The 16,590-nt window shown below is 68.8% G+C and carries 14 protein-coding genes; 3 read left to right on the forward strand and 11 right to left on the reverse strand.

Going from position 1 to position 16,590, the window contains the following annotated elements:
• Positions 1-41: 41 nt before the first annotated feature.
• Complete coding sequence (locus IT779_RS09060; RefSeq protein ID WP_196148770.1) at positions 42-1,187, reverse strand: response regulator transcription factor; 1,146 nt, start codon at positions 1,185-1,187, stop codon at positions 42-44.
• Positions 1,188-1,372: 185 nt separating this feature from the next.
• Here IT779_RS09060 and IT779_RS09065 point away from each other — a divergent pair, with 185 nt between their 5' ends.
• On the forward strand, positions 1,373-2,734 hold the full coding sequence (locus IT779_RS09065; RefSeq protein ID WP_196148771.1) for an FAD-binding oxidoreductase: 1,362 nt from the start codon (positions 1,373-1,375) through the stop codon (positions 2,732-2,734).
• 178 nt (positions 2,735-2,912) lie between these two features.
• Here the strand turns inward: IT779_RS09065 and IT779_RS09070 are convergent, their stop codons facing one another.
• Positions 2,913-3,437: a hypothetical protein gene (locus IT779_RS09070; protein ID WP_196148772.1), complete on the reverse strand. Its 525-nt coding sequence runs from the start codon at positions 3,435-3,437 to the stop codon at positions 2,913-2,915.
• Positions 3,438-3,712: 275 nt separating this feature from the next.
• Positions 3,713-3,895 carry a hypothetical protein gene (locus tag IT779_RS09075; RefSeq protein ID WP_196148773.1) on the reverse strand — a complete coding sequence of 61 codons (183 nt, stop codon included), beginning with the start codon at positions 3,893-3,895 and terminating at the stop codon, positions 3,713-3,715.
• Between the two features lie 259 nt (positions 3,896-4,154).
• Here IT779_RS09075 and IT779_RS09080 point away from each other — a divergent pair, with 259 nt between their 5' ends.
• Positions 4,155-6,467, forward strand: a complete 2,313-nt coding sequence (locus tag IT779_RS09080; protein ID WP_196148774.1) for an arylsulfatase — start codon at positions 4,155-4,157, stop codon at positions 6,465-6,467.
• 42 nt (positions 6,468-6,509) lie between these two features.
• Positions 6,510-7,184, forward strand: coding sequence for a nucleoside/nucleotide kinase family protein (locus tag IT779_RS09085; RefSeq protein WP_196148775.1), 675 nt, complete (start codon positions 6,510-6,512; stop codon positions 7,182-7,184).
• A gap of 10 nt (positions 7,185-7,194) precedes the next feature.
• On the opposite strand, the gene IT779_RS09090 is transcribed toward IT779_RS09085, so the two are convergent.
• The 8 genes from IT779_RS09090 to IT779_RS09125 all read right to left on the reverse strand — a co-directional run bounded on the left by IT779_RS09090 (position 7,195) and on the right by IT779_RS09125 (position 16,574).
• The gene (locus IT779_RS09090) at positions 7,195-9,873 is read right to left on the reverse strand and encodes a fumarate reductase/succinate dehydrogenase flavoprotein subunit (RefSeq protein ID WP_196148776.1); all 2,679 of its coding nucleotides are present in this window, start codon (positions 9,871-9,873) and stop codon (positions 7,195-7,197) included.
• Entirely contained in the window at positions 9,870-10,616 is a 747-nt protein-coding gene (locus IT779_RS09095; protein WP_196148777.1) for an ABC transporter ATP-binding protein, read from the reverse strand. The genes IT779_RS09090 and IT779_RS09095 overlap by 4 nt, the downstream gene beginning before the upstream one ends.
• Positions 10,613-11,443: an ABC transporter permease gene (locus IT779_RS09100; RefSeq protein WP_196148778.1), complete on the reverse strand. Its 831-nt coding sequence runs from the start codon at positions 11,441-11,443 to the stop codon at positions 10,613-10,615. The genes IT779_RS09095 and IT779_RS09100 overlap by 4 nt, the downstream gene beginning before the upstream one ends.
• Positions 11,440-12,858, reverse strand: a complete 1,419-nt coding sequence (locus IT779_RS09105) for an ABC transporter substrate-binding protein (protein ID WP_196148779.1) — start codon at positions 12,856-12,858, stop codon at positions 11,440-11,442. The genes IT779_RS09100 and IT779_RS09105 overlap by 4 nt, the downstream gene beginning before the upstream one ends.
• A 15-nt stretch (positions 12,859-12,873) precedes the next feature.
• On the reverse strand, positions 12,874-13,101 hold the full coding sequence (locus IT779_RS09110; RefSeq protein WP_196148780.1) for a 4Fe-4S dicluster domain-containing protein: 228 nt from the start codon (positions 13,099-13,101) through the stop codon (positions 12,874-12,876).
• The gene (locus IT779_RS09115) at positions 13,102-13,857 is read right to left on the reverse strand and encodes a GntR family transcriptional regulator (RefSeq protein WP_232541578.1); all 756 of its coding nucleotides are present in this window, start codon (positions 13,855-13,857) and stop codon (positions 13,102-13,104) included. It abuts the gene before it with no gap.
• A 228-nt stretch (positions 13,858-14,085) separates the two neighbouring features.
• Positions 14,086-15,882 carry an acyl-CoA dehydrogenase gene (locus tag IT779_RS09120; protein WP_196148782.1) on the reverse strand — a complete coding sequence of 599 codons (1,797 nt, stop codon included), beginning with the start codon at positions 15,880-15,882 and terminating at the stop codon, positions 14,086-14,088.
• A 104-nt stretch (positions 15,883-15,986) separates the two neighbouring features.
• On the reverse strand, positions 15,987-16,574 hold the full coding sequence (locus IT779_RS09125) for an NAD-dependent epimerase/dehydratase family protein (protein ID WP_196148783.1): 588 nt from the start codon (positions 16,572-16,574) through the stop codon (positions 15,987-15,989).
• Positions 16,575-16,590 lie beyond the last annotated feature (16 nt).

The raw sequence follows: 16,590 nt of genomic DNA on the forward strand, positions 1-16,590 counted from the left end.
CACGACACCGAGCCGAACAGCTACGGCACCGAGCCGAGCGACTACGGTCGGGTCTCGGATTCGACGAACCACCCGGCGGGCGTGAGTTCGCTGCCCATGCGCGGCACGTACTGGTCGAAGTACACGCGCGAGATCAGCTCACGCCGGGAACGGACGTGCGCCTTGTCGAACACCGACTTCAGGTGGTCCTGCACGGTGTAGGTCGACAGGTGCAGGGTCGCCGCGATCTCCTTGGTGTCCACGCCCTGCAACACCAACTGCACGACATCGCGTTCGCGCGGGGAGAGTCCATAGGCGGCCACCACGAGCGCGACGATCTCCGGCGGGCGGGCCTCCTCGATCGTCACCACCACGTCGCCGTGCCGGTCGCCCCGCGAGGTGAGCGGTCCGGCGTGCAGCACCAGCCACATCCCGCCCGCGGTGCGCAACCGGCAGCGCGGGGGCACGGTCGTCTCACCGCGGCCGAAACGGCGGGCCGCGCCGACCAGGGCCGCGACCGGGGCCAACGGGTCGCCGCTCGCGGGGCCGAGGTGCAGGTCGGCCAGCCGCTGTTCGGCGCCGAGACTCATCTGCACGATCTCGTCGTCGGCGGCCACGATCACCACGGCCGGGCCGGTCACCGCGACCGGCGGCGGCGCGTCGACCAGCCGCGCCAACATGCCCGCGCGCACCCCGTGTGCGAACGGCACCGCCAGCGAGGCCAGGAAATCGATCTCGGCGGCATCGAACGGCGGGTCCTCGTCGCCGCGGAACAGCGCCATCGCGCCCCACAGCTCGCGGCCGTCGCGGAACGCGAGGCGCGCCTCGTCGGCGTACTCGAACCGGGGCTTCATGAACATGCTCATCCGGCTGGACCGCTCGACCTCGCCGCCGGTCGCCAGGTGCACGCCCGCCGCGGGCACCTCGGCGCGCGCGAGTTCGGTGAAAGCCGTCGGCTCGACGGTGCCGTACTCGATGAGCCCGAACTCGTGATCGTGGCTGTTGCGTTGCCGCAGGTCACCGTATTTGCGGGCGCTGGTCAGCATGTGCGTGAGCGGATCGTGGGTGGCGACGCAGGCGCTCACCCACGGGATCGCCCGCGCCACCGAGGTGACGGCTTCCTCGAGAAAGGTGTCGAGGTCGAGCCCGGCGCGGGACACGACATCCATATCCTGTCGCACGCGTGCCGCCGTCAGTCCTGCCGTCATGCGACGAGTGTGCGCCGAGAATTCGCCGGACGCCATCCCAGAAGTCTGGGTACGCTCGCCCACCAGAGCCGACGGGACACGATTCCCCCGCTCTCGGGGATGTCGCCGCGCCGATGCCTGGCGGCAGAGTCGACGGCGAACCCAGAACCGCGACACCACGCGGCACCACCGGAAAGGCCACCTCCATGACCACCTCCCGCGCCCTCGCCGACCTGCGCGCCCACTGCGAACTGCACCTGCCGGGCGACGACGGCTACGACGCCGCCCGCACCCCCTGGAACGTCGCCGTCGACCAGCGCCCGGCCGCCGTCGCGGTGCCGCGCACCGCCGCCGAGGTCGCCGCGCTGGTGCGCGCCGCGGTCGCCGAGGGGTTGCGCGTCGCCCCGCAGAACACCGGGCACGGCGCGGGCGCGCTCGGCGAGCACACCTTCGACGACGTGGTGCTGCTTCGCCTGTCGGAATTCACCGGCGTCACCGTCGACCCGGTCGCCCGCACCGCGACCGTCGCGGGCGGCACCCGGTGGCACGAGGTGGTCACCGCCGCCGCCGCGCACGGCCTCACCGCCGCGCACGGCAGCGCGCCGGATGTCGCGGTCGCCGGATACCTGCTCGGCGGCGGTCTTTCGTTCTACGGCAGACGACACGGCGTGGCGGCGAACGCGATTCGCGCGCTCGAAGTCGTCCTCGGCGACGGCTCGCTGGTGCGCGCCACCGCCCAGGAGCACCCCGACCTGTTCTGGGCGATCCGCGGCGGCGGCGCCAACCTCGGCATCGTGGTGTCCTTCGAGATCGACCTGCTCCCCTACTCCGACATCTTCGCGGGCATGCTGCTGTGGGACCGCGCCCGCGCCGCCGACGTGGTGCCCGCCTGGGTCGAATGGTCGCGCACCGCACCGGAATCCGCGACCACCTCGCTGCGGATCATGAGTTTCCCGCCGCTGCCCGAACTGCCGCCGTTCCTGTCCGGCCGCGACCTGGTCATCATCGACGGCGCGATCCTCGAGGACGACGCCACCGCCGCCGAACTCCTGACCCCGCTGCGCGCGCTGGCCCCGGAACTGGACACCTTCGCCCGCATCCCCGCACCGGGCCTGCTCGCCGTCCACATGGACCCGCCGACCCCGACTCCGACGGTCGCCGACCACAGCGTCCTCGGTGACCTCGACGCCGCCGCCGTCGCCGCCTTCCTCGCCATGGTCGGCGACGGCACCACCTCCGGCCTCATGTTCGCCGAACTGCGCCACCTCGGCGGCGCCTTCACCCGCCCCGCCGAATCCGGCGGCGCACTCTCCCACATCCCCGGCGAATACGGCCTGTTCTGCCTCGCCGTCGCCCCCACCCCCCAAGCCGCCGTCGCGGGCAAAGCCGCAGCCTTCGCCGTGGTCCGCGCCCTCTCCCCCTGGTCGCGCCCCAACCTGATCCCCACCTTCACCGAACACCGAGTGGACACCGGCCGCTTCTACGACGGCGAAGACTGGGCACACCTGTGCCGCATCCGCGACCACTACGCCCCTACCCCGACCCTCGTCGCCAATCACCCCCTGTAACAACAGATTACCGCGATCGAGTGTGCTCCCGGAGTCCTGCGATCGGAATCTCCGACGGACGCGGGCCGGTATTCCACGGGTACCGAACCGCGCCCGCCGCCCACGGGCGCGGCACCCACACGACACCGAGGGATATCGGGTACGAGGACAGCACAGCGACAGGTGCGAACCGAAGCGATCAGCGCGCCGACTTCAGCGACTTGCACGCCTGGATTTCGCCCGCGAGCGCATCCGCGTCGGCGTTGTAGACGATGACCGTGCATTGATGGAACTTGTCGCCGTCCGCGACCAGCGCGGTCGCCACCACGTTCGACGCCGAACGCGTCGACACGTAGAACCCCTTCCCACCGGCGATATCGACATCCTCGACCACCACGGTGTCCGGACCGCCCGCACCTTCGCGCGCGAACGCACGACGGCCGGCAACGAACTCCGGTGATGCGGGAAACATCTCGGTGCGAATCACGATGTCCTGCGCAGCTTTCGGTTCACCACCACGCACGAAGACAACCTTGTCGCCCGATTCGGTCACGGTGGCGCCCGCAGGCGGCGAGAAGCAGAACCCGCTCTTGCCGCGATAGGCGCAATCCCCGCTCGCTGCCGCCGTGGTCGCGGTGCCGGAGGAATTGTCGGCCGGATCATCGGTCCCACACGCGGCGACCACGAGACACCCGACAAGCACCACCAGATTGCCGATCTTCACGCTCAGTTCTCCTCACCGAACCGGACGCATCCGACCGGCTCTCTCCCTCGCACTGGCCATACCGCATACCAAGGGTCGCGGTGCTCACGCCGAGAAGTGTGCAATCCGAGGAGGCACCGCGTCATGGCCGATTCCGGCCATCTTCGACGCCCGGAACATCGGGTCCACCACACGGTTCCGACCGATCGCGGTCATGCCATTCCGATCACGGCGCTCTCCGGTCTCGGGGCCGTGCCTGTCCATCGTTGGTTCAGCGGCGACGTCCGTGGAGGGGGTCAGCAGGTCCAGTTCGTCCCGGTGCCTCGGTTCTGCTCGATGGTGATCGGCTCGACGCCAGGCTTCAGGTAGAGCCGGCGGACCGGTTCTTCGACGCGTACGGCCGGGCCGACGAAGCGACGGTCACCCGCGCCCGTGGCTGGGCGGTCCTGCGCGCACTCGGCCTGATCCGGATCGGGCACAACGGCAAGCTCGGCCTGCCGGGCGGCAAACCGACCTGGGAGCCCGCGGGTTACGCGACGCTGGAACGGCTTCTGGCCGCCGACCGACGATGGCTCGTTCGGTGACCTGCGGACGCTGAAAGCGCTCGCCGCGTCGACGGCGTCGCTTCCGAACGATCCGCCAGGACCGGGACGTCCGGGAAGGCGGCGACCCGCCCCGATTGCGCTCACGGTGCGTCCAACACTGGTCGTCGCGCGGACGACTCCCTTGACTGGGCGAATGTCTGTTCCGTCCCGTGCTCGCGGTTACGAATCGTTCGGTGGATCTGTCGGCCGCACCGCCGTCGACTCCAGTCCCGAGTGGAGCTATCCGCCGACCGCGCCGGAGGGCGCGCCGAACATCATCGTGGTGCTGGTGGACGATATGGGTTACAGCGATATCGGGCCGTTCGGTTCGGAGATCGAGACGCCGACTCTGGATCGCCTGGCCGCCGACGGTGTGCGGCTCACCAACTATCACACGACGCCGCTGTGCTCGCCGTCGCGCGCCGCGCTGCTGACCGGGATCAATTCGCACCGTGCGGGTTTCGGGTTCGTCGCGAACGCCGATCCGGGCTATCCCGGCCTGCGGCTGGAACTGGCCGACGATGTGCTCACGTTGCCGGAGATACTGCGCGACAACGGCTATGCCACCTATGCTGTCGGCAAATGGCATCTGGTGCGTGACGCGACGATGAATCCGGCGGCGCACCGTGGTTCGTGGCCGACGCAGCGGGGGTTCGACCGCTACTACGGTTCGCTCGAGGGACTGAACTCCTTCTACTATCCGAATCAGCTGGTCTCGGACTCCTCGGTGGTCGATATCGAGGAGTATCCGAGCGACTACTACCTCACCGACGATCTCACCGACAAGGCCGTCGGCTACCTGAAGGATCTGCGCGCCCACGACGCGACCAAACCGTTCTTCCTATACTTCGCGCACGTCGCCATGCACGGACCGTTGCAGGCCAAACCCGCCGACCTCGCGAAGTATCGCGGACGGTACGCGCGCGGCTGGGACGACCTGCGCCGCAGCCGATTCGCCGCCCAGCTCGGGGCCGGGCTGTTCCCCGCGGGCACCCAGCAGAAGCCGCGCAATACCGAGCCCGGTTACGAAGCGGCCGAATGGGATTCGCTGAGCGCGGACGAGCAGCGCCGTTTCGCCCGGTACATGGAGGTGTACGCGGGCATGGTCGACAGCATCGATCAGAGTCTCGGTCGCCTGCTCGACGTGGTCGAGCGGTTCGGCGAGCTCGACAACACCATTGTGGTCTTCACCTCCGACAACGGAGGCACCGCCGAAGGCGGCCCGGAGGGCACACGCAGCTACTTCGCCGAATTCGCGCACATCGAGGATCCCGACTGGGTCGGCGATGTTCCGCACGACGAGGAACTCATCGGCACCGCGAAACTGGGTGTGCACTATCCGCGCGGCTGGGGTCAGGCGTCGAACACCCCTTTCCGCTTCTACAAGGGTCAGACCTTCGCGGGCGGCGTCCGGGTTCCGTTGATCGTGTCGTGGCCCGCGGGACTGCCGCGCGCGATACAGGACAACGGGATTCGCGACGAGTACGCCTACGTCACCGACCTGGCGCCGACCCTGCTCGAACTGGTCGGAATCCAGCGCTCGCAGGTGCGTAACGGGCTGCCCGCCAAGGAATTCGACGGCGTCTCGGTGGCACAGGTCCTGCGCGACCCCACGGCGCCGACCCCGCACACCGAGCAGTATTCGGAGATGACCGGACATCGCGGCTTCTACCGCGACGGCTGGAAACTGTTGTCACTGTATGAGCCGGGCGCCGACGTGGACGCCCCGAACTGGCAACTGTTCGACGTGCGCGCCGATCCAACGGAACTACACGATCTGTCGCGCGACTTCCCGGAAAAAGTTGAGGAACTGGCTGCGGCCTGGGACGAATCAGCCTGGGCCAATACGGTTTTCCCGCTGCTCACCCGCGCCGACCTGGCCCGCAGACGCCCGGAGGAGTCCCGTCTGGCCGCACCGCTGCGCCTGCTCCCCGGCACCCCGACCCTGGAACGCTACCGCTCCCAACGTCTGATCGCCTACCGCGATTTCACCATCACCGCGGAACTCGGCGGGTATCGCGCGCCCGCGGAAGGAGTGCTGGTGGCTCACGGCGACCCGCTCGGCGGCTACCTGCTCTACATCGAGGACGGACACGTGACGCTGGGCGTCAACAGCTACGGGAACTACCGTTCGGTGACGTCGGGTCCGCTGCCAGAAGGCGCGGAACTGATCAGCCTGCGCGCCGCTGTTCGCCCGCGACTGCGCCAGGATTTCACCGTCGAGGTCGACGGCGTGCGGGTCGCCGAACTCACCGACACGGTTCAACTGGTCGGCATGTCACCGTGGACGGGAATCTCGGTCGGTGTAGACGCCCGAGGACCGGTGTCGTGGGACCTCCGCGAACGCCGTGGCCCCTTCCGGTACACCGGCGACCTCCGCGCCATCATCTACTCTCCGGGAGCGATCGGCGTACCGCAGGAGACGATCGAGGCGGTGGAACGCGAGGCGGAGTTCGTCGCCGAATAGCCCGCGACCAACGCTCGTCGAGTTCACCTACAGTGGATTCGCATGATCGAAGGACAGCACGTCTGCGTCGCGGACTTGGCCGCGTGGTCGGCGTCGAGAATTCCCTCGGGTCGCCGTTTCGTCCTCGGCATCGCCGGTCCCCCGGCGGCGGGCAAGTCGACATTGTCGGCGAATCTGGCCGTCGCGCTGAGCGTCGGATGCCGGGTCCCCGCACAGATCGCCCCGATGGACGGATTTCACCGCACGAACGCGGAACTCTCGGCGGCCGGGGCGCTGGATCGCAAGGGCGAACCCGACACCTTCGACGTGGCGGGCTTCCTCGCACACCTGAAGTCGTTGCGCGAGTCGGCTTTCGGCGAGGTCGTGCACTGGCCGATCTTCGATCGTGGGATCGACGATCCCACACCGGATGCTCTTCGGTTCTCCGATGAGAAGGTGGCGATCGTGGAGGGGAACTACCTGCTGCTCGAGAAACCGGGCTGGCGGGAGGTGGCCGGATATCTGGACGAGGTCTGGTATCTCGACGCCGCCGATCAGGTCATCGTGCCGAGGCTGACCGAGCGGCACCTGCGCGGCGGCAAGAGTGCCGCGCGGGTTCGCGCGAAGGTCGCCGACAGCGACATGCCGAATGCTCGACTGATCGCGGCGACCTCGGTGCGCGCCGATCTCGTGTTGCGTGAGATCGACGGACGCTACCGGATCGAAACGGTTCGCTAGGTTCGGTTCCTCAGACCGCCGCCAAAGCTCTTCTGGCGTAGGCGCGCACGTCGGCGTCGGTGTCGTCCACGGCGGTGCGCAGGGCGTCGCGGGCGGAGGTGTCGGCGGGCCAGGTGGACAGGGCGAGGACGGCGGCTTTGCGGACGTCGAGGTGGGGGTCGAGCAGGGCGGTGGTGAGGGGGGTGACGGCGGTGTCGGCGGGGGCGCCGGACAGTCCTCGGGCCGCGCCAACGCGGACCTGCCAGGCCGAACTGCGGAGGGCGGCGGACAGTTCCGTGAGGTCGTCGGTGGTGGCGCCGAGGTGGGCGAAGGCGGCCAGCGCGGCGGCGCGGACCAGCGGGTCGGGGTCGGCGGACAGGGTTCGCACGGTGTCGAGTCCGCCGTCGCCGACGGCCGCTATGCCGTGGGCGACCGCGACGCGCACCTCGCGGTTGTCGTCGGCGGCGGCGGTGGTGACCGCGCTCCAGTCGTCGAGGGAGACCAGCGCGCGGACCGCTTCGATGCGGACCCGGTGGTCGGAGTCGGTCAGGGCGCGGGTGAAGTCGGCGGCGGAGCCCGCCTTCATGGCGCGCAGCAGGTCGACCACGCAGGCGCGGACCACGGGATCGCGGGAGGTCAGGCGTTCGGCCAGGCCGGTTGCGGCGGGCAGGACCTCCACCAGTTCGCGCAGGCTTTCGGCGGCGGCGCGGCGGACGGTGGCGGTCGCGTCGTCCAGCGAGCCGACCAGGGCCGTCGCGAAACCGTCGGGGGTGTGTTCGGTGAGGACCGAGAGCGCCGCTACGCGCACGACCGGGTCGGGGTCGCGCAGGTAGGTGTCGAGGTCTTCGACGGTGGGCGCGTCGAGGGCGAGCAGGGTGACGATGCGGGGTGAGGGCGGGGCGGCGGGGACGCGGGGTGGTTCGGCCGCCGTCTCCGGGCGCGGCGCTCGTCCCGCGCTCGGGACCGGCTGGCGCACCGGGATTTCGGGGCCTTCGGAGGGCAGGTCGTCCAATCCGGGGACCGGAACCAGATACGGCGCGACCGGGCGTTTGAGGAATTCCATCTCGCCCGCGGCGTTCTTGCGCAGGTTGAGGTGGTAACGCCAGTCCACGTCGTCACGCTCGGGCAGGTCGGCGCGTTCGTGGTAGAGACCCCACCGGGATTCGGTGCGGGTCAGCGAACTGCGGGAGGCCATTTCGGCGCAGTCGCGGATAAACGACACTTCCACCGCGCGCATCAGTTCGTGCGGCGTGCGCGCGCCCATGGACTCGATGTCGCCGCGCATGCGTTCGAAGGTCTCGACCGCGATGGACAGCTTCGCGGCCGTCTTCGGCGGCGCCACATAGTCGTTGACGAAGCGACGCAGTTTGTATTCGACCTGCGGTTGCGGCGGGCCGTCGGGGTGGCGCAGCGGTCGGTAGATCAACGCGTGCGCGGCGGCGAGTTGGTCCTCGGGCAGCTCGGTGGGCGCGTCGACCTCGGCCAGGGCGCCCGCGGCGTGCGCGCCTGCCAGATCGCCGAAGACGAACGCGCCGATCATGTAGTTGTGCGGGACACAGGCCAGGTCACCTGCCGCGTAGAGACCGGGAACCGTCGTGCGGGCGTGTTCGTCCACCCATACTCCGGAGGCGGAATGTCCACTGCACAAACCGATTTCGGAGATGTGCATTTCGATGTCGTGCGTGCGGTAGTCGTGGCCGCGGTTGGCGTGGAAGGTGCCTCGGGTGGGGCGTTCGGTGGTGTGCAGGATGCCCTCGAGGGTGCTCAGCGTCTCCTCGGGCAGGTGCGACACCTTGAGGTAGATGGGGCCGCGCGCGGATTCGATCTCGCGCTTGACCTCGGTCATCATCTGTCCCGACCAGTAGTCGGAGTCGACGAACCGTTCACCGTGTGCGTTCACCTGGTAGCCGCCGAACGGATTGGCGACGTAGGCGCAGGCGGGTCCGTTGTAATCCTTGATGAGCGGGTTGATCTGGAAGCATTCGATGCCGCTGAGTTCGGCGCCCGCGTGGTAGGCCATCGAATAGCCGTCGCCCGCGTTGGTCGGATTCTCGTAGGTGCCGTACAGGTACCCGGACGCGGGTAGACCGAGCCGACCGCACGGCCCGGTCGCCAGGATCACCGCCTTGGCGCCGACCGCGACGAATTCCCCGGTGCGCGTGTGCAATGCGGCCGCGCCGACCGCCCGGCCACCGTCGGTGAGCACCCGCACCGGCATCAACCGGTTCTCGATGCGGATTCGTTCACGCATCTTCCGTTGCCGCAGAACGCGATACAGGGCCTTCTTGACGTCCTTGCCCTCGGGCATCGGCAAGACGTAGGAGCCGGACCGATGCACGCGGCGCACCGCGTATTCGCCGTACTCGTCCTTCTCGAACTTCACGCCGTAGCGCTCCAACCGCTGCACCATCGCGAAGCCGCGCGTCGCGGTCTGATACACGGTGCGCTGGTTCACGATTCCGTCGTTGGCGCGGGTGATCTCGGCGACGTAGTCCTCCGGTTCGGCCTTGCCCGGGATGACGGCGTTGTTGACGCCGTCCATGCCCATGGCGAGCGCACCCGAATGCCGCACGTGCGCCTTCTCCAGCAGCAGCACGTTCGCGCCCTGTTCGGCGGCGGTCAGCGCGGCCATGGTACCCGCCGTGCCGCCGCCGATCACCAGCACATCGCAGTCGAGTCGGACGCGTTCGTCGAGCTCCGGGATTCTCATAGCTTCTCCAGTAGTTCGGCTTTCAACGCGGCGCGGTCCAACGGGGTGCGCGGCGCGGGCACCTCGACCAGGTCGCGAACCGCGCCGCCGCCGATGACCGCGATACGGTCGCCGAGCAGCAGAGCCTCGTCAAGGTCGTGGGTCACGAAGACGATCGTGGTCGGATGGGCGCGCCAGGTGTCGATGAGCAGGCGCTGCATGGTGGCGCGGGTCTGGGTGTCGAGCGCGCCGAACGGTTCGTCCATGAGCACCGCGCGCGGCGACCCGGCGAGGCTGCGCGCCAACTGGACTCGCTGGCGCATACCGCCGGACAGGTCGCGCGGCAGGTAGTCGGCGAACCCTTCCAGCCCGATCTCGCGGACCCACCGCAGCGCGGTCGCGCGGCGTTGCGCCCGCGCGATTCCGCGCAGGCTCAGCGCGAGTTCGATATTGCGGCGCGCGGTGCGCCACGGCAGCAGCGCGTCGTCCTGGAAGACCAGGGCGCGATCCGCGGACGGACCGGCGACCGGCGCGTCGTCGGCCAGAATCCGTCCCGCGCTCGGCGCGCGCAGTCCGGCGATGGCGCGCAACAGGGTCGACTTACCGCAGCCGGATTTGCCGACCAGCACCAGGATCTCACCGGCGGCGATCTCGAGGTCGAGCCCGTCGATGACCGCGCCGCCACCGTAGTCGATGCGAATGTCGTGCAGCCGCAGGCGCATTCCGGTCGCGGTCGGCGCCGCGGTGGTCGCGGTGGCGGTCATCGGGACACCTCTCGGGGCAGCCAGCGGGTGAGGCGGCGTCCGAGCAGTTCGACCAGGGCCGAGGTGCCGAAGCCGAGGACGCCGATGGTGATCATGCCGACGAAGACCGCCGGATAGTCGACGATGGTGTACGCCTGCCAGGTGCGGTATCCGATGCCGAGGCGGCCCGAGATCATCTCCGCCGAGATGAGGCAGATCCAGCCGACGCCGATACCGACCGACAATCCGCTGAACACGCCGGGCAGGATGCCAGGGAACACCACGCGCACCAGGACATCGGTGCGGGTCGCGCCCAGGGTGCGCAGCGCGTCCTCCCAGATCGTCGGCAGTGCGCGCACCGTGTGCCTGGTGGAGACCAACACCGGGAACAGCGACGCGGTGAAGGTGATGAATACGATGCCGGATTCGTCGCTGGGGAACAGCAGGATCGCCACCGGCACCAGCGCGATGGCCGGTATCGGACGGACCAGTTCCGTGAGCGGCCCGAAAACCGCCGCCAGCAGTTCCGAACGTCCGAGACCGATGCCCGCGAACACCCCGACCACCGCCGCCATGCCGAATCCGGTGAGGATGCGGATCAGCGACTGCGCGACATCGACGTAGTACTCGCCGCGACCGAGGTGCGCACCGAATTCGGCGATGATGTCGGTGACGGTCGGCAGGGTGTCGAAGCGCACCCACAGCCGGACATCGTTGGCGGTGAGCAACTGCCACAACAGAATCGCGCTGATCACCGACAGTACCTGGATCACTCGGACGCGCAGCGCGCGTGGCCGCCGGGCGGGGCGGCGCGCACGTGTCCGGCCCGGTACGGTCACGGTGCTCATCCGCGGACTTCCGTCACGGCTTGGTCATAGCCGACAGTGACAGCACCGGGATGGCTCTGGCGGTAGCGCTGCGCGGCCGCCGGGGTCGTGAAGGGCAGGTAGGCGTCGCCATCGCGCAGCCAGATCGACTTGTCGGCGAACCAGCGGGTGCCGAGTTCGGCGTCGGGAATGTAGGCGGCGCGCACCACCTTGCCCTGCGACTTCGCCTGCTGCACCGCACGCAGCAGGCAGGTGGCGTCGGCGGCGGGCTGCGGACGCTCGGCCCCTTCGATCCACACCTCGCCCGCCGATTCGCCGACAGGGCGACCACACACCGGGTCCGTGCCGCCGATTCGGCTCGGATTGACGGTCGAGGCGAGCGCTGTGTCGTAGTTACCCGCACCGTACTGCGCGTAGACGGTGCGCAGCGGCCCGTCGTCGACGAAGCCGTCGATATTCAGCTCGGCGAAGTCACCGATCGACTTCAGGTACGGTACATCACCTTTCAGTGCCTGGATCAGACTCGGTTTGAGCGTGACGTCGAAGGAGGTGCCGGCGGGGCCGTTGTAGAGGTAGACGACCTCCTGCGGCAGGCCGGATCCGTCGGCGACGATCTTGGCGGCCTCGAAAGGCTTGTCGCGCAGGAAAGTCGTCGCGTCGAGTTGTGCGGCGAGGAACGCTTCGAGCACTTCCGGGTGTTCGGCGCTGTAGGAGCGGCGCGCGACCACGCCGTGGAAGGTGGGCACATTCAGTTCGGCGCCGTCGTAGAGCAGTTTCGCCTTGTTCTGGAACACCAGCAGACCCGGCCACGCCACGAACTGCGACAGCGCGCCCACCTGGTGCGATTCCAACGCCGACGCGCCGACCTGCGGCTGCTGATTCAGCACCTCGACGCCCTTGGCGGGGTCGATGCCCGCCCGCGTCAGCGCCTGCACGAGGGTGCCGTGCCCGGCCGACCCGACGCTGGCCGAGATCTTCTGCCCGGCGAGCCCGTCGAGTCCCGCCACCGACGAATCGGGTGGCACGACAACCATATTGAGCGCGCCCTTGGGGTTGTAGCCGGTGACCGACACCAGCGCTGTCTTCGCGCGCTCGTTGGCCTGGGTGCGTGAACCGTTGATGAGCAACGGATAGTCGCCCATCGACCCGATGTCGATCTTCTCCGCCACCATCTGCGCGGTGATCGGCGCCCCGGTGTCGTAATCCTGCCATTCCACTTGGTATTTCGAGCCACCGGCATCGGTCAGTCGCCGCAATCGCTGCTCGAGGTAGCCCTGGGCGCGTAGCAGGGTGCCCGCGGTGACGGTGTTGATGGTCTTGGACTGGTAGCCGACCACCACCTTCACGGTTCCCTCGGGGGTGTCGTTCGCGGAGTCCAGCGAGCAACCCGCCGCAGCGAGGACGGCGGCGAGGACAAGGGGCACAAGGTGTTTCATGGTTCTTCCAGGATTTCAGCGGAGCAGATAGGGCATATTGACGGTGACGGCGCCGGTGGGGCAGCGCGCTGCGCACGGGCCGCAGTACCAACATTCGTCGACGTGCATGAAGGCTTTGCCGTTCTCGGGGTTGATCGCCAGCGAATCGAGCGGGCAGATCTCCACGCACAGCGTGCAGCCCTGGATACACAGCGATTCGTCGATGGTGACGGGGATGTCGGCTCGGTGTTCGGCCAGGCTCATCTACAGGACCTTCCATTCCGGTGCGCTGCGGGTCAGGCTGCCGCGCATGGTGATTCGGTCCCCGCGCATCCGGATGTACTCCAGATCAACGGGTCTGCCGTCCTCGAGTCGGGTGAGCCGCTCCAGCATCAGCAGCGGCGCGCCGCCGGGGACGTCGAGGGTGGTCGCGGTGTGCGGGTCGGCGGGCACCGCCTCGAGCGCGAGATCCGCCGAGCCGAGCGACTGCCCGCTGATCTGTTCCAGCAGCACGAAGATGTCGGTGTTCTCCAGGTCGTGGCCGAGCACTTCGGTGCCGATGTCGGGGGCCAGATAGGTCAGGTCGAGGCTCAGCGGCAGTTCGGCGGCGTAGCGCAACCGCTCCAGGTAGACCACGCGCTCCCCCGGCTCGAGGCCGAGACGGCGCGCGACGGCCGGCGGCGCGGCGATGTGCATGGCCGCGCGCACCTCGTTGCGGACGGTCCCGTGCCCCTTGAGGGTTTCCTGGAGTCCGAGCAGCGCGTCGAGACCATGGTCGTATTTGCGGGTGGCGACCCTGGTGCCGACCTTGGGGACGCGGTCGATCAGACCTTCGTCCCTGAGCAGCGCCAGCGCTTCCCGTACGGTGTTGCGCGAGGCCGAGTATTCGGTGGCGAGCTGCTGTTCGCCGGGGATCCCGGCGTCGAAGGCGCCCGAGTGGATCTGGTGGCGCAGGATGTCGGCGACCCGGCGCGCCTGATCGGCGCGCAGAGGCCGCACCGGGGCCGATTCCGCCGTCATATCTCCCACCTGTCCCGCGCTGACCTGCATGAACAGCGACGATATCGGGAGCGGGAGCGCCTTTACCCCGGCGCGGGGCGGCCGCGCATCACGCGATGTCATTGCGCCGGTCACCGGCGGGCGCTACCAGGGCGGATGCGGGCGAGGCGGCGATTAACGCCACCGGCGGCGCGCCCGCCGAATTAGGATCACGTCGATCCGAATGCGGCGGGCGGGCGGGTGCGGCGGTCAGAACCAGTCGGCGCGCACGTCGAGGGTGGTGCGATCCAGCGATTCGAGCAGGTCCAGTTGCGGACCGGTCTTCGGCAGTTCGTAGCGGAAGAAGTATCGGGCCGCCGCGCGTTTGCCGTCGTAGAAGTCGCCCTCCCGGTCACCGACCGCGACCAGCTGTTCCAGCCAGATCCAGGAGATCACGAGATGGCCGAAGGCCTCGAGGTAGATCGTCGAGTTGGCCATCGCCGCCACCGGATCGCCCGCGGCGAACATCGATCCTGTCACCGTGAGCAGCCGTTGCCAGGACGCGTCGAGTTCGGCGCCGAATTCGGCCGCGGCGCCACCCGCGTCGCGTGCCGCGGCGACGGTGGCGGTGACGACTTCGGTGAGCAAGCCGAGGCTCGCGCCGTCGTGCTGGATCACCTTGCGCCCCAACAGATCCATGCCCTGGATGCCGTGGGTGCCCTCGTGGATCGGGTTGAGGCGATTGTCGCGGTAATGCTGTTCGACATCGTATTCGCGGGTGTAGCCGTAGCCGCCATGCACCTGGATGGCCAGGCTGTTGGCCTCGAGGCACCACTGCGACGGCCAGCTCTTTGCCACTCCGGTCAGGATTTCGAGCAGCAGGCGGTGGCGGCGCCCGGCCTCGGGATCGGGGTCGGCGCGTTCGAGGTCGGTCAGCCGGTTGCAGTACAGCAGCAGCCCGAGCGCGCCCTCGACATAGGACTTCTGCGCCAGCAGCATGCGCCGCACGTCGGCGTGCTCGATGATCGGGATCTGCTGTGTGGCCGGGTCTTTAGCGGTGATCGCCCGGCCCTGCCTGCGCTCGCGCGCGTATTCCAGCGATTTCAGGTATCCGGTGTACCCGAGCGCGGTGGCGCCGAGTCCGACGCCGAGGCGCGCCTCGTTCATCATGTGGAACATGTAGGACAGACCGCGATTCGGTTCACCGATGAGGTACCCGATCGCTCCCGGCGCGTCCTGCGGAGTGTGCGCGCCTTCGCCGAAATTCAGTACGGCATTGGTGGTTCCGCGATAGCCCATCTTGTGGTTGAGCCCGGCGAGCACGACGTCGTTACGCTCGCCCACCGAACCATCTTCGGCGACAAGATATTTGGGCACGATGAACAGGGAGATGCCCTTGACGCCCGCGGGTGCGCCCGGAATCCTGGCCAGTACCAGGTGCACGATGTTCTCGGTGAGTTCGTGGTCGCCGCCGGAGATCCACATCTTCGAGCCGAACAACCGGAAGGAGCCGTCGTCGGCGGGCTCGGCCCTGGTGGTGATGTCGGCGAGCGAGGATCCGGCCTGCGGCTCCGACAGGCACATGGTCCCGGTGGCCCGCCCCTCGACCATGGGTACGACGAATCGCTCGATCTGCTCGGGGGTGCCGTGCGCGCTCAGCAGGTTCGCGTTGCCGATGGTGAGGAACAGGTAGGCCATCGTGCCCGCGTTGGCGGCCTGGAACCAGCACAGGCCCGCGGCGTCCACCACCGAGGGCAACTGGATGCCGCCGTGGCGCTCGTCCATCGCCGCGCCGATCAGATTTGCCTTGGCGAACGCCTCGATGGCGGCCTTGACCTCGGGAATCACCGTCACGCGCGTGCCGTCGAAGGTCGGCTCCATGCTGTCGTTGCGCTTGTTGTGCGGTGCGAAATGCCGGGTGGCCAACTCTTCGCACAGGTCGAGGAATCCGTCGAAGGTCTCGCGCGAATGGTCGCCGAAACGCGGCAGCGCGATGAGCTCCTCGACCCGCAACCACTCGTACAGCAGGAACTCCAGATCCCGGCGGGAGATCAACTGGGAACGCACGGACAATCCTCTCGCGACAAATCGGATCCGGGTCGCGGACCCGGAACGTATTTGATACGTTACCCGCTCTGTGTCGCGAATGGGGTGGCTCGATTCCGGACGGATCAGTGCGCCTCGGCCACGACCGCCACGGACCCGCCGGGCGCCTCGAGCAGCGAAATCGTCGCCGCGACTGCCTCGTCCACGCGCACCCGAGGATGCGGCGGCGGCTCGGAGACGTAATACGTTCCGGGACCGTAGAATTGACCGTACTTTACCACCACGGCGCCCGCCTCGAGCACCGCCGCATCGTGGGCCGCCACCGCATCGCCGCGCCCGGCGGGCGGCTCCCACGCGATGCTCTGCGCCAGAAAGCGTTTCGCGCCCGCGGCCGACGCGGCGGCGAGCAGATTCGCGGTGCCCTCGGTGCGGATGCGCGCGTTCGCCGCGGCCAGTTCGGGCAGGCGCGCGACATCGTCGGGCAGATCGGTGAGCTGGTGCATCACCAGATCCGGCCGGAACTCCCGCACCGCGGCGACGAGCGCGTCACGATCGTAGACATCGCAGACGACCGGCGTCGCGCCCGCGCGCGCCACCTGCCCCGCCTTCTCCGGCGACCTCGTCATCCCCGCGACCTCGTGGCCCGCCCGCACCAGCAGCGGCACCAGACGACTTCCGATCACACCGGTCGCACCGGCCAGGAATATCCGCACGGTCCAACCCTACGAC

The organism is Nocardia bovistercoris (assembly GCF_015674855.1).
In the GTDB taxonomy this organism is placed as follows: Bacteria; Actinomycetota; Actinomycetes; order Mycobacteriales; family Mycobacteriaceae; genus Nocardia; species Nocardia bovistercoris.